A 22,928-nucleotide genomic window follows, 5' to 3' on the forward strand; every position below is an offset into this window, starting at 1 on the left:
ATAAGTTGCTCCTGATAATAAATAAAAACCCTCACAGATTTCCAGTAACTTCAGGAATCTGTGAGGGTTTAATTTTTAATTGCCGGTCGTATCTTTTTTCTGAGTTCTGTTTTTCAGAATTCCACCTAAAATATTTCTCGCCGCATCCTTAACTTCTTCTTCCTGACTTTTCGGAGTCTGATCAGTTTTTGGAGTTTCGGTTTGCGTAGAATCTTCTACCACGGTAGTATCGGTTTCCTGCTGTTGGTTTCTGCCGGTTTGCTTATTAATAATATCTCTAATCGCATCCTGACCGCGTTCCTGTAGGTTTTCTTTTTGTTTGGCTACAATTTTCTGGGTAAGATTGCTAACCGCCTGCTCCATATTGATATTTATCTGCGGACTTTGAAAAGTTCCTTTTAAGCCAATAGGAAGTGCTAACATCATATTTTGCAGTTCGTCCCCGCTTAATCTGCTAAGTGCATTGCCCACCTGGCTACCCAGCATTCTTGCAGGCACATCCAGGCTCAGGTTATAATTCATATTCATATCAAATCCGTGTCCGCCGGAAACTTCAACATTTACGCCTTTTACATCAAAATTGAAAGGTTCAATTTGCACCATCCCGTCATTAAATGTTAGACGGGTTTTAAGTTTATCCAGATCAATATCTTTTAAATTTATAAATTCCAATTGCTCGTCTAAACGAGAAAGCAAAGCTAGTTTCTCAGGATTTACTTCTGCCGTAAGAATTTCTGCAAGCGCATTACCGGCAAGGGTGGATAGCTGCGGAGTAAGATCGTTATTTAAATTTCCGTTTAACTTAAGGCTGGTCTGTAATTTACCCTGTAAAGCCTGGGCTACCGGTGCGAGGCCCTGGAGCATCTCTAATCCATTAAAAGATTCTGCGATGTTTAGCGCATTTAGCGCCAGGTCCATATCAAAAGTTGGTGTTGCTCCTTTAGTAGAAACATTTCCTGCCAGCGCGATATTTCCGCCAAAAATATTGGTGGTAATATTTTTTAACGTAGCGGTTTCATCGCGTAGAATAATAGTACCCTTAGCGTTTTTAAGTTCCAGGTTATCATAGATCACCGTGTTTACATTAAACGCAAGTTCAGTATCTAAAAATGAAGGAATTTTTACCGCTTCGTTGGTACCAGGATTAGGAATTTCTCCCGGAGTTTCTTCTGAATTGGTTTCGTTTTCAGATTCAGTTTCGGCTTGAGCGATCATAAAATCGTTAACGGCGAAAACATTAGAATTTACATTAAAATTTCCTTTTAAATTCTGTTCGGTAAATAAAAAGCCCATCAGGTTTTCAATGTTACCGGAGGCGGTAAGATCGGTTTGACCAGTAGTAAGCTTTAATTCCGGAACGCGAACGTTACCCTGATTAAAATTCATTGTAGCATTAGCGATTTTTACCTCGTTAGGAATTTCTGGCGACTTATAACTGAAATTTTTAATGCTGGCCGTACCGCTACTTTTTACATTTTGATATTGTTCGTTTTCAATAGAATTCATATCAAATTGAGTGGTGACATCGGCAGTGAGAATCCCGTTGAGGTCTTGCTCTAGTTCTAACGGATAAGCCTGTTCGAGGTTGGCAAGATTCAGGGTGCCGTTAAGTGCCATATCTACCAGCATATTACCCATCAGGTTTTTTACGCTTCCATTGGTGGCAAATCTATCCTGGTCTATTCTGAAGGTAACATTATCAAAAGTAAGATAGGTGTCTTCTAAAATTCCGGTTTCATTTAAAATCTGAAGATCTATATTAATGTCTTCTACACTTTTTGGAAGATCGGGATATTTAAAGGAGGCGTTATTTGAACTTACTTTAATATCCATTTTAGGAATATAATTATCATCTACAATTCCCTGGATTTTTCCGTTTACGATAAAATCTCCATTGGTTTCAACGTTTTCAATATTTTTCGCGTAAGTTTCAGGAATTACAGCCAGGAAGTTTTTAAAATCTGAAGAAGGAGTTTTAAAACTTAGATCTATCTCGTTATTGTCTTCATTTACCTGTACAAATCCTTCAAAAGTAAGTGGTAACTGATTTACCATAGCTTCGTTTTCTAAGAAAGTATAGCGCATATTCTCTAAATCCATTTGGATTACTGCATCAAGCGAAACGTTGTTTCGGTTTAGGTAATTTACACCATCGTAATCTAAAGAAACCAGCGCGGTAGATTCAGTATCCAGTTCGCTTTCAGCTAAAGAAAAATCACCGGTTCCCTGGTGGTTTAATTCCTCTACATCAAGTAAAAGTTTCTGACCTTCATCTATATATTTTACCCGTGAATTATTAATCTCATAATGCTTTAAATCGAAACTAAAGCCGGTAGAAGCCGAGTCGGAAGCTACAGTAGTAGTATCTTCAACCGCGATATCGTAATTGGCATTTCCCAGGGAATCAACTCTAATATTTAGAAAAGTATTATTGATCTTAATATCGTCCAGAACTTTAGGCTCATCTGCACCTTTAAATAATTCTTTAATAGACATTTCCAGCTGTAATTCTTCCCCAAGCGCAAGCGTGTCGCCTTTAAAAGGCTCATTGTTTATAACGCTAAAATCTTCAATTACCACCGTAGCCTGCGGAAAACTTCTGAAAAAGCTAAGACTGATATCTCGAAATTCTACTTCAGCATTTACGCTTTCATTAGCGGTTTTACGCACATAATCCTTGATCTGTGATTCAAACAAAAACGGGGCGGCCACAAGTATTACAACAATTACCAGCAATACAATACCAATTATTTTAAATATTTTCTTCATTTTCTGCATTATTTAATTTAAACCAGGAAACCTGGTTTTTTTAAACTAATCGTATTTTAATTCTTCGCCCTGCTTCAAATTAAAGCGTTTTCTAAATGCATAGACCGAAGCATAGAGCAGGGGCGTATCTAAGGCGGCAACGATTACTTTAAACAGAAATCCGCTAAGTAATAGTCCGCCAAATAAATCCCATTCAATTTTATTAAAACTACAGAGCAAAAACAAGACCGAAAACGTATCTACAAACTGTGATAAAAATGTAGAAAAGTTATTCCGCAGCCATAAATGTTTTCCTTTGGTCAACCTTTTCCAAAAATGGAATAACTGAATATCAATATATTGCGCCAATAGGTAGGCGACCATAGAAGCAAAAACGGCAATGGTAGTAGCACCAAAAACTTTGGTAAACAAAGCGTTCCCAATGGGTGACCACTCGGTGGCGGGCACTGCATCTGCGGTGTAGATAATCAATAAAGAAAAGAACGAGGCAAAAATACCCGTGGTCACAACCTGGTTGGCTTTTTGCTTTCCGTAGATTTCACTTATAATATCGGTGATTAAAAACGTAACCGGATAGGGTAAAATTCCTACAGAAATCTCAAAAGTGTATATTCCGAAGAAATCCCAACTAAAAAATTTCTGAAAGATTAAATTAGAAACTACTAAAGAGGCAATAAAAAGCCCTGCCAGGATTAAATAGATTCGCTGCGCCGTGAGTTTCTCTTTCAGTAATAGTTTCGCCAAATTTATTTTTTAAGTCTTCCCCCAAAATTAAGGGTATGTGATTTTGTTTTACTTAATTTGCTGTGAAATTTACAGGATAAGCTTTAATAATTTTTCTCCATTCAGTTTGAATTCCCCAAAAATAGCATATATCGCACTGGGAAGCAATGTGGGCAACCGCTTTGAGCTTCTGCAAGACGCATTGCATAAAATTTATTTAGAAATTGGCGAGATACAACAGGTTTCGCTGGTTTATGAAACCCCTGCCTGGGGTTTTAGCGGCCATGCTTTTTTAAATGCCTGTGTGGCGGTTTCTACAAGATTTTCTGCGGAAAATGTTCTTCGGAAATTATTAAAAATTGAAACCAGAGCCGGCCGTGTTCGCTCTGATGCAAAGAATTACCAAAACCGAAGCCTGGATCTGGATATTTTACTTTTTGGGAATGAAACTTTGAAAACCGAAGATTTGGTAGTGCCGCATCCCGAAATGCAAAACCGAAAATTCGTGTTGCTTCCTCTGGTTGATATCGCGGCAAAAGAAATTCATCCCGTTTTTAAAATTTCTATTGAAAAATTGCTGAAGCAGGTTGAGGACGATTCGCAAATAAAAGCTATCCCTGAAAAGCTCGAAATTCCGCAAAAAGCGTTCAATTTTAATAAACTGAATTATATCGCGGTAGAAGGAAACATCGGAGCCGGGAAAACCAGTTTTTCAACGATGGTTTCCGAAGATTTTAATGCGAAACTTATTTTAGAAAGGTTTAAAGACAATCCTTTTTTGCCCAAATTCTACGAAAATAAAGAGCGTTATGCTTTCCCGTTAGAAATGTCTTTCCTGGCCGATCGCTACCAACAACTTTCAGATGATTTAGCGCAATATGATCTTTTTAAGGATTTTGTAATCTCAGATTACGATGTATTTAAATCGCTTATTTTTGCGAAAATCACCTTGCATGAAGATGAATATGCTTTATACCACAAGCTTTTTCATTTAATGTATAAAGAACTGGTAAAGCCGGATCTATATATTTATCTCTACCAAAATACCGAAAGGTTGCTGGAAAACATCAAAGCCCGCGGACGTGATTACGAGCAAAATATTCAGCCCGATTATTTAGTGGAAATCAATAAAAGCTATTTGAATTTCATCAAGACTCAAACCAGTATGAGGGTTCAGATTATAGATATTTCAGGTAAAGACTTTGTAAACAACCGCGCCGATTATCTGGCAATCTTGGAGGAGATTAAAGCCCATTAAAATTCCCCTAACCCAACAGGAAATAATTTTCCTGCAAGGTTGCAAAACCTTGTAGGTATCTTTTAACTTAAATAAATGATAGGAGAAAGTTTGAGAAAACTTTAGAGCAAAATTTAATGGCTCATATAAGATTGCTCTCTGTTATTTTGGGAAATTTTTGAAAATAAATCCCAGAGAACAACTCCCACACTTACTGAAATATTCAGAGAATGTTTAGTCCCTAATTGTGGGATTTCGATAATGCCATCACTGGCCGAAACCACCTTTTGTTGAACGCCTTTTACTTCGTTGCCAAAAACCACGGCAATTTTTTCTCCTACCTGGGCTTTAAAATCATTCAGCATTACCGAACCTTCTGCCTGCTCTATAGTGAAGACTTTTGTTTGTTCTTTTTGTAGTTTTTCAACCACATCCAATGTATTTTCAACATATTCCCAGGCTACGGTTTCTGTGGCGCCCAAAGCTGTTTTTTGAATATCTTTATGAGGTGGCTGGGCTGTAATTCCGCAGAGGTAAATTTTTTCAATTAGAAATGCATCGGCACTGCGAAAAACCGAACCAATATTATTCAGACTCCTAATATTGTCCAGAACCACTATAATAGGTGTTTTTTCAGCTTCCTTAAATTCTTCAATTGACTTACGTTCTAGCTCACTGTTTTTTAATTTTCGGTTTTTCATAGTGGCAAAATTAGTAAGAATGCAAGGGATATGATAATTTAAGTTTGAAAACATGCTTGCAGTTGGGAGGAAGAGAAGAACGGTTTGGTAGCCAGAAAACCCTTTTATGAACATTAGGGTGCTGTAGGTTATTTACATATTAGTTTTATATTAGTAAATGAAAATATAATCTTCGATAATGATATACAAAGCTCCCTCCCTGCTTATCTTTTTGTTAGTGTCTTTTACACTTTCAGCCCAGGATATTAACAAGAAAGATACCCGTTTACTTTCAAAACCGGCAATAAGCGATTCTCAAATCGCTTTTATTTATGCCGAAGATCTTTGGGTAGCTAATAAGGACGGTTCCTTTCCAAAACGCCTTACGGTAGATGACGGAATTGAATCTAATCCCGTGTTTTCTCCTGACGGAAGTTTAATAGCTTTTAACGCTGAATATGATGGGAATACCGATGTATATGTTGTTTCCGCTGATGGTGGAGTACCTGAGCGGCTTAGCTGGCACCCCGGGAGCGACCAAGTTCGAGGTTTTACACCAGATGGTTCTGCCGTTCTTTTTGCTTCCCAACGCAGTGTTTTTACTAATAGGTATATGGAACTTTTTGAAGTATCCGTGAGTGGTGGCCAGGTTAAGCAACTGGATATTCCAAATGCCTTTTGGGCTGATTATTCCGATGATGGAAGATACATTGCTTATACTCCCTTATACGAAGTTTTTAACCAGTGGAAATACTATCGGGGTGGGACGGCTTCCCGAATCTGGATCTATGATACCAACGATCATTCTGTAACTGAAATTCCAAAGCCTGAAAGTGGTAGCAACGATACCAGACCCCAATGGTTGGGAGATAAAATTTACTTTAGAAGTGACAGGAATGGGGAATTCAATTTATATAGTTATGATATGAATTCTGCAGAGGTTGCCCAACATACCAATTATGAAGATTTTCCGGTATTAGATCTTTCTGCGGGGGATAATGAAATCATATTTGAACAGGCAGGCTATCTGCATACCTTTAATCCAACCAATAATAACGCCAGCAGACTTCAAATAGGCATCGCGACAGATCTGCTTGAGTTACGGCCACGTTTTGTAAAAGGTGATGAGTATATACGCAGTGCTTCGATCTCTCCAACAGGGGCAAGAGTAGTAATGGATTTTAGAGGGGAAATAGTAACTTTACCAGGTGATAAAGGGGATGTTGTGAATGTGACCGCAACACCGGGTATTCATGAACAAGATCCTGTGTGGTCCCCAAATGGGAAATTCATAGCCTATTTTAGTGATGAAAGTGGAGAATATGCGCTTCACGTCCACGATCAAAGTGACGAAAAGCAACCGCAGAAATTTGAACTGGATGGTACCGGTTTTTATGCCTATCCAAAGTGGTCTCCGGATAGTAAGAAAATTAGTTTTGTAGATAACGGCCGTAATCTTTATGTACTCAATACAGATTCTGGCCGGGTTACAAAAGTTGCTCAAGACAAACGCTACATGCCCGGGGTTTTCCGGGACCTGTTTGGCAGTTGGTCTCACGATTCCAGTTGGATAAGTTACACGGTAGTAACGGAAACAAGTTTTGAACAGGCCTATGTATATTCGCTTTCTGAAAACGAGTCCTATCCTATTTCAGATGGATTTTCCAGCGTTTCCAGCCCCGTGTTTGATCCTAGCGGTAAATACCTGTACATGCTTGCTTCTACAGATGCGGGTCCCGTTGTGAACTGGTTTGACCAATCTAACCAGGATATGGAAATGACCAGTTCTATTTACCTGGTTACTTTACAAAAAGATGTTGAATCTCCATTTGCAAGAGAAAACGATGTGGAGAAGATAGAGCAGGCAGAGAAGGAAGAGGAGAAAAAGAAAAAAGCTGAAGAAGAAGACAAGGAAATCAAAGCGCCTGATCTTAAAATTGATTTTTCTGGGATAGAAAGCAGAATTGTTGATGTGCCGGTGCCTGCCGGGAAATATGCCTCTTTAAGCTCACCAAAAGAAGGAAACCTGTATTATCTTTCCTTTCCTCCCCACGAACAAGACAAGGGAACTCTCAATATGTATGATCTTAAGGAAAGGGAGAATAAGGAAATAATGCCGGCCACGGCTTATGAGATTTCGGCAAATGCTAAGATGATACTTTATAAGGCGGAAGATAAATGGGGAATAGCTGAAATAGAAAAGATCGAGGAAAAGCACCCTCTTAATACCGAAGACATCCAGGTGAAAATTGATCCTATCGCAGAATGGCCAAATATATTTAATGAAGCCTGGAGGGTTAACAGAGATTATTTTTACGACCCTGGAATGCACGGAGTGGATTGGGATGAAATGAAAGAAAAATATAAACCTTTTATAGGAGATGTAACTTCCCGAGGCGATCTCTACCGGGTGATGGAATGGATGTTTAGCGAGCTTGGTGTGGGACATCACCGGTTTTCAAGTAGAGGGGATAGACTCCATTCTAAAGAATCTGTAAAAGGTGGACTTCTTGGAGCTGATTATAGTATTGAAAATAACAGGTACCGGTTTAAAAAGATATATGGCGGACTTAACTGGAACCCTAATCTGAGATCTCCGCTTACCGAGCCGGGTGTTGATGTGCAGGAGGGCGATTATATCCTGGAGGTAAATGGAAAAGAATTAAAGGCTGAGGATAATATTTATAAATTCTTTGAAAACACTGCAGGCAAAATAGTGATGCTTACCGTGGGTCCTAATTCCAATATGAAGAACTCGCGAAAAGTGAAAGTAACCCCGATAGAAAATGAAGGGGCTCTGAGAAATCGGGATTGGGTTGAAGGAAATATTGAAAAAGTACATGAAGCGACCGATGGTAAGGTAGCTTATGTTTATGTGCCTAATACCGCCACTGCGGGACATGAATATTTTAAACGTTATTTCTTTCCGCAAGCAAATAAACAGGCTATCATTGTTGATGAACGCTTCAATGGAGGAGGCCAGTTGGCCGATTATGTGATAGATATACTTAAAAAACCAGAGCAGGCACACTGGAGGTTCCGCTATGGAAAAGATCTTAAATCTCCAAGCGCTTCCATCCAGGGACCAAAAGTGATGATCACAGATGAAACCGCTGGTTCAGGTGGCGATTACCTTCCATGGATGTTTAGAAAATTCGATCTTGGTACTATCGTGGGAAAAACTACCTGGGGCGGCCTGGTAGGAGTCCTGGGTTATCCGGAATTTTTAGACGGAGGTTCTGTTACCGCACCAAACGTAGCTTTTTATACTGAAGAAGGCTTTAAGGTGGAAAATGAAGGAGTAGCGCCCGATGTTGAGGTAGAACAATGGCCGGAAGAAGTGATTGAGGGCAAGGATCCGCAATTGGAAAAAGCCATTGAGATCGTTTTAAAACAACTGGAGGAAAATCCACCGGGAGAAGTTGCTTCTCCAGTATATCCAAAAAAAGGTAATTAAGAGATCTTACATTAAAGCTGTTTTATAATTTTTCACCTATAATTTAAACGACAAATTAGTCTTAACAATGGTCGTTAAAATCTGATTAATATGAATAAATTTTTCTGCTTTCTTTTAGTGATGATCAGCCTTTCCTCCTGTCAAAGCAAAGACATTAAAAATTACGACCTGGTAATTTACAATGCCAGAATTGTGGATGTAGAAAGCGAAAGTATAATTGAAAACCAGGCCATATTTATTTCTGAAGGAGAAATTGTGGATGTGCGAAAAAATATCGAAAAAGAGCAGATTGTTGCCGACTGGTTTTTTGATGCCGAAGGGAAATTTGTAATGCCGGGACTTTGGGATAATCATGTTCATTTTAGGGGAGGCGATACTTTGATCCAAGAGAATAAAGATTTATTGCCGTTGTTTTTAGCTTACGGTATTACTACCGTAAGAGATGCCGGCGGTGATATAACTCCCAGTGTGCTAAAGTGGAAAGATCAAATTGCTAAAGAAGAATTAGATGGTCCTACAATTTTTAGTTCCGGTCCCAAATTGGATGGTGATCAACCCGCCTGGCCCGGATCAATAAAAGTTTCAGATTCAAGTGATATTGTGACTGCGCTTGATTCCCTTGAAAAACTGGATGTAGATTATGTGAAAATGTATGACGGAAATCTTTCCGCAGAAAATTATTACGGAATTATAGAAGCAGCTGAAAAACGCGGATTAAAGACTACCGGTCATATGCCGATGAGTGCCGATTTTATGAAAGCGGTATCGCTTGGACTTGATGGTGCCGAACATATGTATTATCCATTAAAAGCCGGTTCCCCTGTGGCCGATAGTCTTACAAAACTCAACCTTGGCTATGGAATGATAGAACCGCTAATTGATACTTATGACGCGGGATTAGGAGATAAGGTTTTCGCAAAAATGAGTAAAGAAAATGTATTCGTAACACCCACACTTTATATTGGCAAAACCCTTGCTGAAATTTTGGAAGTAGATCATCAGCAGGATTCTTTGCTAAATTATATTGGCCCGGGAATTCAAAAAACCTATCAGGGTAGAATAGAAGGGGCGAAGCGAGCAAAAGCTTCGGGAAGTGAAATGCGTGAGAAGATGGAAGAAATAAGTAATAGGATGATAGAGCCTATGCAAAATTCCGGAGTAAAAATTTTAGCAGGTTCAGATTGTGGGGCGTTCAATTCGTATGTTTATCCGGGCGAATCTTTACACGGCGAATTAAATGCTTTAGCTGAAGCCGGATTAAGTAATGCACAGGTATTAAAAAGTTCTATGATTAATGGGCCCAAGTTTCTTGATCTTGAGGATAAATATGGTAGTGTTGAAGAAGGAAAAATTGCAGATCTCTTACTGCTTGAAAAGAATCCTTTTGAGAACTTACAGCACCTAAACACAATCACTACGGTAGTAAAAAGCGGAAAAGTTTTTAATCGCGAAGATTTAAGGGATATGCTCCAGGAGATTAAAAGGACTAAGGCTTTGGATTAGTCAGTTTGTATTTCTTCCCCATCTTAAATTGGAATATAATAAGAGAAATCCCCAGTTCGTAAATTATAGAACCACTTAACTTTAAAAGGGTAGAAATGAATTGTTATGATGCAGAATGGACTTATAGAAATGGTGTTTTTGCTTAGTATTAGCTTTAGTGAAGACATATAAGAGTGATAGATATGGTGGTGAATCGCTATACCGAAGAATGTTTGGGAGAAAGTGAAGGGAACTGCTTGCTGGTGCAGGAAGGAGAACAGATAGGTACAGATGAGTGTAGCCTTTTCTTTTACAAAGACAGTATAGAAGGTTTTGATTATGAACCGGGCTAGATTTATCATTTAAAAGTAAAAAAGAAGAAAATAAAAAATCCGCCTATGGATGGTTCTTCAATTTCTTATCGGTTGGAAAGAGTAATGTCTAAGGAGAAGGCTTAGATTGAAGTCCTTTAAATTTTTACTTTGCTAGTCAGGGTTTCTTCTTTTTTATTATTACAATCTTTTTCAAATCTTAGCTAACTTGCAAAGAAAAAATATTCTTGCCAAGATCCAAAAAGTCATTAGAAGCCAATAAAGTTACTTTACGAGGGAGTTTTGCTTCCCTAAAATTTGTACCTCGTTTTTTTAAGGAAATCAGGAAAGTAAATCCTTTGCTGTTTTACGCAAATGTATTGGCAAGGACCGTTAACGCTGTTTTACCGGTAATTATCCTAATCGTAGGAAAATTGATTATTGATGAGGTAGTTTTACAAATTGATACCGAAGAAAAAGACCTGGACAGGTTATGGTTATTGGTTGCAGCCGAATTTGGCCTGGCAATTTTATCAGATTTAATGAGCCGAGCGATTAGTTTAACTGATGGTTTATTGGGCGATCAATATAGCATAGATACTTCGGTGCGAATTATTAAGAAAACTTCAGAATTAAATTTGGATCAATTAGAAGATTCCGAATTTTACGACAAGCTGGAACGCGCTCGGCAGCAAACCACGGGTAGGGTTGGTCTTATGTCTAACATTCTCACCCAGGCCGAAGATCTGATTGTTATTTTCACCCTTTTGGCCGGAGTGGTGGCGTTTGAACCCTGGCTGATTATTTTGCTTGTCGTTTCGGTAGTTCCAACAATTATTAATGAAATTAAATTCAGCGGAACCAGTTATTCCCTGGCCAGAAGCTGGACGCAAGAACGCCGGGAACTGGATTATTTGCGCTACGTCGGTGCCAGTGATGTGACCGCAAAAGAGGTAAAGCTTTTCGGACTTTCAGATTACCTGGCGAACCGTTTTAAAATCCTTTCCGACACTTATTATTTGATGAGTAAAAAACTGGCAAAACAGCGTGCCGGTTGGGGTTCAGTATTTAACGTGATTGGTACAGGAGCTTATTACGCTGCTTATCTATTAATCGTTTTCAGAACCGTGGCCGGAATTTTTACACTCGGCGACCTTACTTTCCTATCCGGTTCTTTTAACAGACTTCGGTCTAAATTGCAAGGCTTTTTTACCAGATTTACCGCAATTACCGAAAGTGCGCTTTATCTTCAGGATTATTTTGAATTTCTGGACCTTAAATATTCCGATGAAACTTCGGATGAAAAACTACCGCTTCCAAAGAAAATCAGAAAAGGATTTGAATTTAAAAACGTAGGTTTTAAATATCCTAAATCTGAAACCTGGGTGGTGCGAAATATCAATTTTGAATTAAAAGCAGGAGAAAAACTGGCTTTTGTGGGAGAAAATGGGGCTGGGAAAACCACACTTATTAAATTATTGCTACGATTTTATGAACCTACGGAAGGTGAGATTCTACTCGATGATATCCCGGTGAAAGAATACATTCAAACGCAATATCAGCAATATTTTGGAGTGATATTTCAGGATTTTGTAAAGTTTGAATTAACGCTTCGGGAAAATATTGCAATGGGTGAAATTGAAGAAATCAAGAATCAAAATCGAATTGACAGCGCTGCACAAAAAAGTCTGGCAAATGAAGTTATTTCTGAAATGCCACGTGGTTACGATCAGCAATTGGGAAAACGTTTTAAACAGGGAAAAGACCTTTCAGGCGGGCAATGGCAAAAGATCGCGATTGCCCGAGCATATATGAAAGATGCCGAAGTTCTAATTTTAGATGAACCCACATCTGCTTTGGATGCCCGGGCCGAAACCGAAGCTTTCGACCGGTTTATTAAGTTAACCGAAGGAAAAACTGCGGTAATTATTTCGCACCGTTTCAGTACGGTAAGAATAGCCGGTAGGATTATGGTTTTAAAAGATGGCGCTGTCCTGGAAATTGGAACCCACCAGGAATTGATGAAAAATGATAAGCTTTATGCAGAATTGTTCAATTTGCAGGCGCAGGGTTATCAATAAGAAATCTTCAGTATGAATTTAAAACACTACGCAATTTTTGGTAATGACCTTTCAGTAAAAGGAAAATGGATACAAAACCTTTTAAAAGGAGAAAATTGCTCGGAATTAAAAGAATTCAGCGGAAAGAAAGGCTTACTTTTTTCTGAAACGGTTTTAAATCAATTGATAGAAGAAGATTATAAACACGGAGATTCAGTCTTAATTCCGAATGAAAATCGTGCCTTACGAACTTTTTCAAGTGGAGAAAAAAGAAAAGCTTTTTTGGAGTATTTGCTTAAGCAAAAACCTGATTTTCTGGTTTTGGACAATCCTTATGATAGTCTTGATAAAGCTTCGGTAGCTGATTTAAAAACTACTTTGCGAAATATTTCAGAAACTACTGTGATCATTCAAATCTTTAATCGAAAAGAGGATTTAATGCCTTTTGTAGATTTAATTTTGAATGTCGAAAACGAAAAAATTGTAAAAACTATTGAAGTTTCAGAATTTCTGAAAAATCATACAATAACCAGTATTTCAGCAATAAAAACTATTCCGCCGGCCCCTCGGAATTTTAAAGGAATTCCGGAAGTTTTAGTGGAAATGAAAAACATTTCGGTTTCTTACGAAGATCAACCGATTTTAAACAAAATCAGCTGGAAAATTAAAAAAGGTGATTTCTGGCAATTAACCGGGCCCAATGGTTCGGGGAAAACCACTTTGCTGTCTATGGTTTACGGCGATAATCCCAAAGCTTACGGCGTAGATTTATACTTATTCGCCAATAAAAAAGGCAGCGGCGAAAGCGTTTGGGAGATTAAAAAGAAAATCGGTTATTTTTCGCCAGCGCTTACAGAACTTTTCAACCGAAGAAATACGGTGTTGGAAATGTTAATTTCAGGTTTGATGGATAGTGTAGGTTTGTATCAGAAATCCGGTGATAAGGATATCAGGTTAGCCAAAGAATGGCTAAAAACCCTGAATTTAGAAGATAAATCAAATAAAATTTTTACAGAATTACCGGAGTTTCAAAAAAGAATGATCCTGATTGGCAGGGCAATGATCAAGCATCCACCTTTGCTTATTTTAGACGAACCAACCACCTCGCTGGATGATAAAAGCGCACTGAAAATTACTTCGCTTATTAATCTTTTCGCCAAAGAAAGCGATACTGCGGTGGTTTTTGTTTCCCATAGAAAAGAAAAAGGCCTGCAACCAGAAGCAATTTACCGCTTAATTCCTTCAAAAAATGGATCGAAAGGGGAAATTCTCTTAGAATAATTGTGGAAAAAATTGAATAACTTCCAGAGATAATTTTCCTTTAAAATATTGGATTCTGTACTTTAGCGGGAAATAAAAATTAAAATTTTGGCAGCCAAAAAATCCCCAAAGGTTACTCCGTTAATGAAGCAATACAATGCCATTAAGGTAAAGTATCCAGATGCTTTGCTCTTGTTTCGCGTGGGAGATTTTTATGAAACTTTTGGAGAAGATGCGGTGAAAACTGCCAGAATTCTAAACATTATTTGCACCAATAGAAATAATGGGAGCGAGCGCACCGAACTGGCTGGGTTTCCACATCATTCCTTAAATACTTATTTGCCAAAATTGGTAAAAGCAGGGGAGCGGGTTGCCATTTGCGATCAGCTGGAAGACCCTAAAATGACCAAAACCATCGTAAAGCGTGGCGTGACCGAACTGGTAACTCCCGGTGTTGCGCTAAGCGATGAGGTGCTTCAGAGTAAATCGAATAATTTTTTGTGCGCTATCCATTTCGGAAAGAAAACCTTTGGGATTTCGTTTTTAGATGTTTCTACCGGCGAATTTCTTACCGCCCTGGGTAATTCAGAGTATATAGATAAGTTGCTTCAGAATTTTAGTCCGAGTGAGGTCTTGATTCCGAAGAAAAATAAGAAAGATTTCACTCAAATTTTCGGAGAAGATTTTCATACTTTTTTCCAGGAAGACTGGGTTTTTAAACAGGATTTTGCTTACGAAACCTTAAACGAACATTTTCAAACCAAATCTCTAAAGGGCTTTGGGGTGGAGGATTTGGAAGAAGGAATTATCGCTTCGGGTGCGATTTTGCATTACCTGGCTGAAACCCAACATCGTAAATTGCAACATATTACCGCGATAAATAGAATTGCGGAAGAGGAATATGTTTGGATGGACCGCTTTACCATTAGGAACCTGGAATTATATCATTCTAACTCAGCCAATGCAGTAACTTTACTGAATGTGATAGACAAAACCATCTCGCCAATGGGTGGAAGACTTTTAAAACGCTGGCTGGCGTTGCCTTTAAAAAACTCCGATAAAGTTAAGAAGCGCCACGAAGTTGTTGGATTTCTATTAAAGAACTCTTCAGTTTTAGCTGAAATTCAGCAGAACATCAAAAAAATAAGCGACCTGGAACGGCTTATTTCTAAAGTTGCTACTGGAAAAGTGACTCCGCGGGAGGTTATTCAATTAAATCATTCACTGCAAGCTATTATTCCTATTAAAGAACTCGCGCTGAAAAGTAAAAATGAAGCCATTAAGGTAATTGGTGATAATTTACATTCTTGTGAAGTTTTGCGAGGTAAAATCACCGAAAGTCTGCACCAAGATGCGCCGGTAAATATTTTAAAAGGAAATTGTATAGCCGAAGGTTTTTCGGAAGAACTTGATGATCTCAGAAAAATAGCTTTTTCCGGGAAAGATTACCTCGATAATATGCTGAAACGGGAGACCCATAATACTGGGATTTCTTCCTTGAAAATTGGCAGTAATAATGTGTACGGCTATTATATTGAAGTACGTAATACGCATAAAGATAAGGTGCCTGAAAGCTGGATTAGAAAACAGACTTTGGTAAACGCCGAGCGGTATATTACGGAAGAATTAAAGGAATATGAAGCGAAAATTTTAGGTGCCGAAGAGAAGATCTTACACCTGGAGCAGCAGCTATTTGGGAAGCTGGTGATCTGGATGAATGATTATATTCAGCCGGTACAACAGAATGCGCAACTTATCGCGCAGTTAGATTGTTTATGTTCCTTTGCAGAACAAGCCAAAGCCGAAAATTATTGCCAACCTGAAATTGAAGAACACCACAATCTTAATATAACAGAAGGCCGCCACCCGGTTATTGAGAAACAATTACCAATAGGGGAATCTTATGTGACCAATAATGTTACACTAGATAGGGAGAGCCAACAGGTCATTATGATTACCGGGCCAAATATGAGTGGTAAGTCGGCTATTTTAAGGCAAACCGCGCTTATTGTTTTAATGGCTCAAATGGGAAGTTTTGTGCCTGCAAAAGCCGCAAATATTGGTTTGGTTGACAAGATTTTTACCCGGGTTGGTGCGAGCGATAATATTTCTATGGGCGAGTCGACTTTTATGGTAGAAATGAACGAAACCGCAAGCATCCTGAATAATATCTCCGATAGGAGTTTGGTGCTTTTAGATGAAATTGGAAGGGGAACCAGCACTTACGATGGAATTTCCATTGCCTGGGCCATAAGTGAATATTTGCATGAACATCCCGCTAAACCTAAAACACTTTTCGCTACCCATTATCACGAACTTAACGAGATGTGCGATACGTTTGAGCGGATTAAGAATTTTAATGTTTCGGTAAAAGAATTGAAAGATAACGTATTATTTCTTCGGAAGTTGGTTCCCGGTGGAAGCGAGCACAGTTTTGGAATCCACGTAGCCAAAATGGCTGGAATGCCACAACAGGTTTTGCATCGTGCAAATAAGATTCTGAAAAAACTTGAAAAATCGCATAAAATGCAAGATTCGGGCGAGGTTTTAAAGAAATCGGCCGAAGAAGAAATGCAGCTTAGTTTCTTTAATCTGGACGACCCGATTTTACAGGAGTTAAAAGAGGAATTGTTACATATAGATATAGATACCCTGACCCCTGTAGAAGCCTTGATGAAACTTAACGAGATTAAAAGAACCTTGGTGGGAAAGGAAAAAGCTAAAGCAAAGGCGTAGTTGTTCTTTCCTTGTCATTGCGAGAAAGACGATACTCAGACGAAGAAATCTGTTGTTTTTTAGTTATTTCTATTTGGTAAACAGTTAGTTATAATCTCATAATTTGGCCTGGGTTTAAAGGTAAATAATTTTTATTCCAGATTTTCTTTATTTTTTAGAAAAAGCCTTTGACATTATAAGATTTATATTAAATTTGCATCCGCAATACGCTATTGCAGCCACGTTAAGTTGTGGAAGTTCTTTTAAACACGCGAAAATAGCTCAGTTGGTAGAGCGCCACCTTGCCAAGGTGGAGGTCGCGGGTTCGAATCCCGTTTTTCGCTCATACATAATATTACCACGCTCGGGTGGTGGAATTGGTAGACACGTTGGACTTAAAATCCAATGGACAATGTGTCCGTACGGGTTCAAGTCCCGTCCCGAGTACTTAAAGCCTTGTTAGTCATTTGATTTTCAAGGCTTTACTTTTTTAAAAGAGGTTGTTTTCTCCGTAGTTTCTCCGTTATTTTGAGCTATATTCCATTCTGACATAATATTTAGCATTGTACAGCTATGCGATAAAGGAGCCGTTGCAACGGCAAATGCAAGGGCTCTTTATATGATAATCAATGGTGAGTTATGTGGTTTTATATAGAGTTGTGTGCAATTTAAATCATACAATTTACTATATTTGTACTATCTAACGCTAAATTAATAACAATGAAAACGAAGGTGCAATTTGACAAAAAGCCTTCTTCCAACGATAAAGGAAAGGCTAGACCCCTAAAGTTAAAACGGGTTTCGGCAAAGGAAATTGAAAATTCCAGAAGTAAGGCCTATGATTATCTTTTTACCTAAAATAGTTGTTTGAAGCCTTACCAATTAGTTTTTTTTTACAGAGAATATATTGAAGATGGTCTTTTGGAAAAAAGGCATATTTATAGATTTAAAACCCGGCTGGACCGGGTTTATTTTATTGAAGTAGAGGAGTATAAAAATCATGTCTATTTTGCAAAATTTTATTGTAGAATTCACAAAAATTTAAAAGACCGTTATAAAATACAGCTTGAAGATGGCGACGGTTTTAGGATTTTTAGCACTTGTATAAATCTCGCTGCAATTATATTAAAAGAAGATGCATTAGCTTCTTTTGGTTTTATTGGAGAGAGTTCTAAAGGCGAAGAACCCCAGCACACTCGTCGCTATAAAATTTATAAAACCCTTTCAGAAAGGTATTTTTCTCCAAAAGCTTTTATTCACGAAAGAGACGATTATAATAGTACCTATTTTATAATAAACAGGAAAAATAAAATAGATCCAAAATTGCTTGAAAGAAAATTTAGCGAATATTACATTCGTTAATAAGATAGCCGTTGCAACTGTTTTGCAACGGCTATCTTATTATTTGATTTAAGCTACTTTGGAAACAGCTCCGCTTTTAATCATTGGAAGTAAAAAAGGTAGAGCAACCAGTACACCACCGGCAACTAAAATACCCGTGCTATTTTTTTCATTGGATCCATTAGAACCAACGCTTCTTTTGGAATCACTCCTAAGCTCATAAGTGGTGTAATTATAAGCCGAATGGTCATTAGCGTATCCCCATTCAAAAACTTTACCTTCAAATGATGGAACATTAGGTATATTGATGTAGCCTTTTTTCTTACCGGTTTCAATAACTTTTAACCCTGAAGATTTAAGAGTGTTAATCACTTTTTCTAAAGCTTCTTCAGTTCCCTTTTGCCTCGCTGCATAACCTTCGCGAGTGCACTTGGCATATTTAGATTGTTGGCCATTAATGGCATTATTTTAGTTAATCATTTCTTAATCCATTCAGGAAGTCATCAGTGTAAATATAAATTCGTTACGTAAATTCCAGTGAAATAAGCCATATTTTAAAAAGTGATATTTTAGCACAAATTTCAAAAACAACTTTTATATTAAAAATTGATTTATACAACAATTTTAAATATTGCGATTTTTCAAGGAATAGTCTTAGGCTTAATAATTTTAAAGTCTTCTTTATTCAATAGTAATTCAAATAAATATCTGGCATGCTTGATATTTACACTTTCAATTATTTTATTGAACCATGTTTTTGAGATCGAAGAAGCTTCTACTTCCTATCCTTTTCTGCGCTTTATTGAGCATGTCGAGTGGGTATTTCTGATACCTGCTTTCCTGTTCCTGTTTATTATAAACCGGACTGATGATACTGTGAAAAGTAAACAAAAAAGATATTTGTATTTTATTCCATTTGCCTATTCTGCTATCCTTAATATTACATACGATCTTGATCGTGTTGCAGGAATTTATACTATTCCTCAGTTAGGCCTTGATCTAATCGACATACTTGGTTTGATCCATCTTACTTTAGCCGTTATATTCATCCCATTCCTGTCGCTTCACTCTTATTTTATGATAAGATATTTAGAAAATTCACATGAAAAAAAATGGATAATAACTTTATTGACAATTGTTTCTACATTGTTATTTGCTTGGCTTACTACCTGCCTAGCTGGCTTATTTCTTCAATATGACATATCTTCTATTATGAACGTCCTGGCTATATCTGCCACCCTCATAGTCCATTGGACAGCCTATATAGGTATTTACAAATACAAACTAGCCAAAAACAAAGATGCTATCTATAATTTTCTGAATAAAGATTTAGCTCTTTCGTATACCAATCCACAATTTGAAGGAAATAGTGAACCAGCAGAATATAGGGAATCTATCACGGCAGATAATCTCTATTTTCAAAAACTGGAAATACTTTGCAAAGATCATCACATTTATACTGATACTACATTAAACAGAGAAAAAGTTGCTCAAAAACTAGGCATAAGTGCTGGGTATGTTTCACAAATTATAAACACGATAACTGGAGACAATTTCGCCTATTACATCAATCAGTATCGAGTTGAAGCTGTCAAGGAAATGATTTCAAATTCTGAATATGAAAACTATAATTTCTTAGCAATGGGATTAGAATCTGGGTTTACTTCAAAAACTACTTTTTATAAAGCCTTTAAAAAAGTTACTGGTCAGACACCAAATGAATATAAGAGCACCAGAAAATAAGTGCCAATTTATACATTTTTAAGCTTTTGAAACCTTTTCTAATTTTTCTTAAGTGAATTTTGCATTTAAATAATTCAAATCACATTTTATGAAAAAAATTTTATTACTAGCTGTTGTTACAGTTTTAGGATTCACAAATGTTAAAGCCCAGGAAATTGAATTTGGTGCTAAAGGAGGTTTAAACTTTGCATCTGTCAGCGGAGATAATACGGAAGGTATTGATGTCGTAACATCACTTAATTTCGGTGTATTATCAGAAATTCCAGTTTCTGATAAATTTTCTTTTCAACCTGAATTAATGTATTCTGGTCAGGGATATAGTTTCAATGAAAACACAATTGCCCTAAGTTATCTAAACCTTCCTTTAATGGGGAAATATTATATAACAAAAGGATTGAGTGTTGAAGCCGGACCGCAAATAGGTTTTTTATTATCTGCTAAAAATGAGGAGACAGATGTAAAAGATTCGTTTAATAGTTTTGATTTTGGTGTTAATTTTGGTCTAGGCTATAAATTTGACAACGGGCTTAATTTTGGTGCAAGATATAATCTGGGATTAACTGATATTAATAATTTAGATAATTCTTCTAGTAAGAATAAAAACGGAGTATTTCAATTATCTGTTGGTTATTTCTTTTTCTAATACTTTATAATTTAATACGCTAGGAAAAATATTAGTCAGTTTTAGTAGTTTAATGTGTACTAATTTACCTATTACCTGTTTTTTAATTTGGTAGAGATCAGAATTACGGAAATGTAATATAAGTTTGTGAAATTTCAACTTAAAAAAGAAGTCAAATTCTTGTTGCAGCTTTATAAAATATCCGATGCACTGATTAGATAATTTAATACTTCCCCCTACTAGCAAAGACAAGGCTCCACAGAAATGTGGAGTCTTTCCTTTTCACAGTAGGTACAGAATAGGTACAGACAATCACAAAGTATTCAATTTGACATTTCTTTCAATAGAATTTGATATACAGATAAAGAATAATGCTTACCAGGCAAAGAATAAGGATACCTAATGACCTTAGAGTTTGAACTCGACTATTTCCGTAATGATGCATGGATATATTTATTTAGTTAGATCTTCAGATAGCATTATTCGGTATAGACCATTCGCAGGTGGAAGAAGTCTTTCACTAGATAGATGAAATTTTCCATCATCTTTTAACCAGGGTATTTCTTCATTAATTGATTCAACTGGATAACCATCAAAAAAAGCGAAATGTATCGGGTGGTTTTTAGAAGAAAAGCTTAGATCATAAGTATCTCCAGTGGTGGACCAGGAAAGCGTATAATCAGTATTGTTTTTTGATTCAACAGCGGAATCCGGATCACCATTTTTTGAAACGTAAATAGTCTCGAGATTATCAGGATTGAACCATAAAAAAGTATTTTTCCATTTTTTACCGTAACTATCCGGGTTAATAATGGAGGGATCGCAACCTAAGAATAAATGGATAAAAAATAATAAAAGAATAATCCTGAATAATTTCATACTTCAAAAAATTGAAGCAGATTAAAAAATAAGTAGTACAAGGGGGATATTCAAATATCTAAAAAAATATCGTTTAAGGAGATAAGGAAAAACCCTTAGAATTTGCTAGAAAATTTAGGAACTTTTTGATTAAAACCGATGCTTTCTTTTAAGAACACTTAACCCGAATAATCTTATCAATCCTATTGGTATAACGATGTGAAGGCGTTCTTGCTTCATTTTCCAGGTTTGGCCAGGATCCATTCCCGTAAATTTTATTTTTCCGTTTTCGATTCTGTTTAGGCGATCTATTGTTTTCATAAATTTATGATGCCTGGTATTCTTCTCAGAAAACAGGGAAAGCTGCCATTCAGAGGCGGAGGTAATTCCTATAATAATTTTGTATTGGCAGCCGGGTTTAAAAATCTGTTTCGAACCGTATAATGCAGCCTTGGTTAACACTATAGTAAATTTGTTGGTGATGAAAGTTTCACCATTATATTTGCTCGATACTGTTTAAAATCGGTCTTAAACGGATTGGTTAATAGAAATGCAAAAAACAGGCTGCAGTTTGAATTCTACTTACGAAGTTTGGTCGCGGCTTTTGCTGCATAAGTAGCTATCCTTTCCCTAAGATCATATAACTCACTATACATTTTCTCGAAGCTTCGTGTAACCGCTATATTCTTTTTATTCTTCACCTCCTCGAAACCCAGTGCACTCTCACCAGACAGGGCCCGCTTTAGTCTTAAGCCTACCACGCTCATTTTTTCAGGGTATAGTCATTGGACAACTGAAAAAGTCTCATGCGTTCTTTACGTTAATATCAGGTAATCGTTTTGCGTGTTGGCGGCCAACTCCCCTTACATCCCCAATTTAGTCCACCGTAGTTATTTTTTTTCTTCCGCATCAATAGCGTACACACTACCGGTCCGATCAGCAAAGTTTTTTACGACCTTATTGGCTATTTTAACCAGAGCCTTGGTGGGGGGTGTGGTAGGTATCTGAATGCAAATTATAATTTCTGTACTGGATGTTTTCTTCAGATTTACCACAACTTCTTAGAATTTTCATTTGACAAAGCAGATATCTTCGATGGAACAGATGATTTTCTAGTTAGGAAATAGAAATATTCCGTTTAAAATGAAAAGTAAAAGCATAGATTTTAAACAAATTATTATGCTAACAATATCCATTTAAGGTTTAAACACCTATTTAAGTGTAAAATTAACATTTCAAAGCTTGAAATCTTTTATCAAAATTCCTGATTCACGGGAGTTGTAGGTTTTATAGGCTTTATGGTCGATAATTCAGTTGGAAATATGTCCTATTTTAACCCAATTCACATTGATTTTACCATTCTTTTACCTCCATGTAACATAACGTAAAGTAATTGTAACACCACAATTATTGATAAGCTGAATTAACAGATATATTTGATTCAGATTTTTTAAGGAATAATTCACATTTAAGACTTTTTGAAATTATCAAAACCTTAAAACAAGCTGATTTTTAATTCCAGGTTAACAATACAAAACAATACTTCTTAAAACTATCTTAAATATTAAAAAGCAGTATTTGTTCATTTTAAAAAAATAATAACCCTTTAAACGAATTTATAATAAGAATGACAAATTATTATCTAGCGGAAACGATGCTTCAAAGTAACC

The 22,928-nt window shown here is 36.9% G+C and carries 17 protein-coding genes, 2 tRNA genes and 1 pseudogene; 13 read left to right on the forward strand and 7 right to left on the reverse strand.

What is annotated here, in order from left to right; all coding sequences use genetic code 11:
- Nucleotides 1-75 precede the first annotated feature (75 nt).
- Together B5X53_RS10885 and B5X53_RS10890 are read right to left on the reverse strand one after the other, a co-directional pair.
- On the reverse strand, nucleotides 76-2,769 hold the full coding sequence (locus B5X53_RS10885; protein ID WP_079713395.1) for an AsmA family protein: 2,694 nt from the start codon (nucleotides 2,767-2,769) through the stop codon (nucleotides 76-78).
- 45 nt (nucleotides 2,770-2,814) lie between these two features.
- Nucleotides 2,815-3,513 carry a queuosine precursor transporter gene (locus B5X53_RS10890; protein WP_079713266.1) on the reverse strand — a complete coding sequence of 233 codons (699 nt, stop codon included), beginning with the start codon at nucleotides 3,511-3,513 and terminating at the stop codon, nucleotides 2,815-2,817.
- Nucleotides 3,514-3,619: 106 nt separating this feature from the next.
- On the opposite strand from B5X53_RS10890, the gene folK reads away from it, so the two are divergent.
- Entirely contained in the window at nucleotides 3,620-4,750 is a 1,131-nt protein-coding gene (gene folK, locus B5X53_RS10895) for a 2-amino-4-hydroxy-6-hydroxymethyldihydropteridine diphosphokinase (RefSeq protein WP_079713267.1), read from the forward strand.
- Between the two features lie 113 nt (nucleotides 4,751-4,863).
- Here the strand turns inward: folK and B5X53_RS10900 are convergent, their stop codons facing one another.
- Nucleotides 4,864-5,430 (reverse strand): RNA methyltransferase, encoded by a 567-nt coding sequence (locus B5X53_RS10900; RefSeq protein ID WP_079713268.1) that lies wholly within the window; start codon nucleotides 5,428-5,430, stop codon nucleotides 4,864-4,866.
- 178 nt (nucleotides 5,431-5,608) lie between these two features.
- On the opposite strand from B5X53_RS10900, the gene B5X53_RS10905 reads away from it, so the two are divergent.
- The 10 genes and pseudogenes from B5X53_RS10905 (at nucleotide 5,609) to B5X53_RS10945 (ending at nucleotide 18,056) form a co-directional block, all read left to right on the forward strand.
- The gene (locus tag B5X53_RS10905) at nucleotides 5,609-8,866 is read left to right on the forward strand and encodes a S41 family peptidase (protein ID WP_079713269.1); all 3,258 of its coding nucleotides are present in this window, start codon (nucleotides 5,609-5,611) and stop codon (nucleotides 8,864-8,866) included.
- A gap of 90 nt (nucleotides 8,867-8,956) precedes the next feature.
- A complete protein-coding gene (locus B5X53_RS10910) occupies nucleotides 8,957-10,369 on the forward strand; it encodes an amidohydrolase family protein (RefSeq protein ID WP_079713270.1) in 1,413 nt (470 codons plus the stop codon).
- A 182-nt stretch (nucleotides 10,370-10,551) separates the two neighbouring features.
- Nucleotides 10,552-10,806 (forward strand): annotated as a pseudogene (locus tag B5X53_RS19200) (DUF4377 domain-containing protein).
- Between the two features lie 101 nt (nucleotides 10,807-10,907).
- Nucleotides 10,908-12,740 (forward strand): ABC transporter ATP-binding protein, encoded by a 1,833-nt coding sequence (locus B5X53_RS10920; RefSeq protein ID WP_079713271.1) that lies wholly within the window; start codon nucleotides 10,908-10,910, stop codon nucleotides 12,738-12,740.
- Nucleotides 12,741-12,752: 12 nt separating this feature from the next.
- Nucleotides 12,753-14,000: an ATP-binding cassette domain-containing protein gene (locus B5X53_RS10925; protein WP_079713272.1), complete on the forward strand. Its 1,248-nt coding sequence runs from the start codon at nucleotides 12,753-12,755 to the stop codon at nucleotides 13,998-14,000.
- A gap of 123 nt (nucleotides 14,001-14,123) precedes the next feature.
- A complete protein-coding gene (gene mutS, locus B5X53_RS10930; RefSeq protein WP_079713273.1) occupies nucleotides 14,124-16,715 on the forward strand; it encodes a DNA mismatch repair protein MutS in 2,592 nt (863 codons plus the stop codon).
- A 250-nt stretch (nucleotides 16,716-16,965) separates the two neighbouring features.
- A tRNA-Gly gene (locus B5X53_RS10935) sits at nucleotides 16,966-17,038 on the forward strand.
- A gap of 18 nt (nucleotides 17,039-17,056) precedes the next feature.
- A tRNA-Leu gene (locus tag B5X53_RS10940) sits at nucleotides 17,057-17,141 on the forward strand.
- 273 nt (nucleotides 17,142-17,414) lie between these two features.
- Nucleotides 17,415-17,552, forward strand: a complete 138-nt coding sequence (locus B5X53_RS19035) for a hypothetical protein (RefSeq protein WP_157822140.1) — start codon at nucleotides 17,415-17,417, stop codon at nucleotides 17,550-17,552.
- Between the two features lie 9 nt (nucleotides 17,553-17,561).
- The gene (locus tag B5X53_RS10945) at nucleotides 17,562-18,056 is read left to right on the forward strand and encodes a hypothetical protein (RefSeq protein WP_079713274.1); all 495 of its coding nucleotides are present in this window, start codon (nucleotides 17,562-17,564) and stop codon (nucleotides 18,054-18,056) included.
- 48 nt (nucleotides 18,057-18,104) lie between these two features.
- Here the strand turns inward: B5X53_RS10945 and B5X53_RS10950 are convergent, their stop codons facing one another.
- On the reverse strand, nucleotides 18,105-18,407 hold the full coding sequence (locus B5X53_RS10950; RefSeq protein WP_079713275.1) for a hypothetical protein: 303 nt from the start codon (nucleotides 18,405-18,407) through the stop codon (nucleotides 18,105-18,107).
- A gap of 234 nt (nucleotides 18,408-18,641) precedes the next feature.
- Between B5X53_RS10950 and B5X53_RS10955 the strand changes: the two genes are divergently transcribed.
- Together B5X53_RS10955 and B5X53_RS10960 are read left to right on the forward strand one after the other, a co-directional pair.
- Nucleotides 18,642-19,778: a helix-turn-helix domain-containing protein gene (locus B5X53_RS10955; protein WP_079713276.1), complete on the forward strand. Its 1,137-nt coding sequence runs from the start codon at nucleotides 18,642-18,644 to the stop codon at nucleotides 19,776-19,778.
- A gap of 88 nt (nucleotides 19,779-19,866) precedes the next feature.
- Nucleotides 19,867-20,421 carry a porin family protein gene (locus B5X53_RS10960; protein WP_079713277.1) on the forward strand — a complete coding sequence of 185 codons (555 nt, stop codon included), beginning with the start codon at nucleotides 19,867-19,869 and terminating at the stop codon, nucleotides 20,419-20,421.
- Between the two features lie 432 nt (nucleotides 20,422-20,853).
- On the opposite strand, the gene B5X53_RS10970 is transcribed toward B5X53_RS10960, so the two are convergent.
- The 3 genes from B5X53_RS10970 to B5X53_RS10980 all read right to left on the reverse strand — a co-directional run bounded on the left by B5X53_RS10970 (nucleotide 20,854) and on the right by B5X53_RS10980 (nucleotide 22,025).
- Nucleotides 20,854-21,279, reverse strand: a complete 426-nt coding sequence (locus B5X53_RS10970) for a hypothetical protein (protein WP_079713279.1) — start codon at nucleotides 21,277-21,279, stop codon at nucleotides 20,854-20,856.
- 129 nt (nucleotides 21,280-21,408) lie between these two features.
- On the reverse strand, nucleotides 21,409-21,579 hold the full coding sequence (locus tag B5X53_RS19635; RefSeq protein ID WP_143533259.1) for a DUF4113 domain-containing protein: 171 nt from the start codon (nucleotides 21,577-21,579) through the stop codon (nucleotides 21,409-21,411).
- 257 nt (nucleotides 21,580-21,836) lie between these two features.
- Nucleotides 21,837-22,025 (reverse strand): hypothetical protein, encoded by a 189-nt coding sequence (locus B5X53_RS10980; RefSeq protein ID WP_079713281.1) that lies wholly within the window; start codon nucleotides 22,023-22,025, stop codon nucleotides 21,837-21,839.
- Nucleotides 22,026-22,928 lie beyond the last annotated feature (903 nt).

The sequence above is a fragment of the Salegentibacter salinarum genome (assembly GCF_900168115.1).
GTDB lineage: Bacteria > Bacteroidota > Bacteroidia > Flavobacteriales > Flavobacteriaceae > Salegentibacter > Salegentibacter salinarum.

Bases quoted from the DNA above. Each gene is read 5' to 3' on its own strand.
- B5X53_RS10885 (WP_079713395.1), bottom strand. From the start codon at position 2,769: ATGAAGAAAATATTTAAAATAATTGGTATTGTATTGCTGGTAATTGTT.
- B5X53_RS10900 (WP_079713268.1), bottom strand. From the start codon at position 5,430: ATGAAAAACCGAAAATTAAAAAACAGTGAGCTAGAACGTAAGTCAATT.
- B5X53_RS10905 (WP_079713269.1), top strand. From the start codon at position 5,609: ATGATATACAAAGCTCCCTCCCTGCTTATCTTTTTGTTAGTGTCTTTT.
- B5X53_RS10910 (WP_079713270.1), top strand. From the start codon at position 8,957: ATGAATAAATTTTTCTGCTTTCTTTTAGTGATGATCAGCCTTTCCTCC.
- B5X53_RS10925 (WP_079713272.1), top strand. From the start codon at position 12,753: ATGAATTTAAAACACTACGCAATTTTTGGTAATGACCTTTCAGTAAAA.
- mutS (WP_079713273.1), top strand. From the start codon at position 14,124: ATGAAGCAATACAATGCCATTAAGGTAAAGTATCCAGATGCTTTGCTC.
- B5X53_RS19035 (WP_157822140.1), top strand. From the start codon at position 17,415: ATGAAAACGAAGGTGCAATTTGACAAAAAGCCTTCTTCCAACGATAAA.
- B5X53_RS10960 (WP_079713277.1), top strand. From the start codon at position 19,867: ATGAAAAAAATTTTATTACTAGCTGTTGTTACAGTTTTAGGATTCACA.
- B5X53_RS10970 (WP_079713279.1), bottom strand. From the start codon at position 21,279: ATGAAATTATTCAGGATTATTCTTTTATTATTTTTTATCCATTTATTC.
- B5X53_RS19635 (WP_143533259.1), bottom strand. From the start codon at position 21,579: ATGAAAACAATAGATCGCCTAAACAGAATCGAAAACGGAAAAATAAAA.
- B5X53_RS10980 (WP_079713281.1), bottom strand. From the start codon at position 22,025: ATGAGCGTGGTAGGCTTAAGACTAAAGCGGGCCCTGTCTGGTGAGAGT.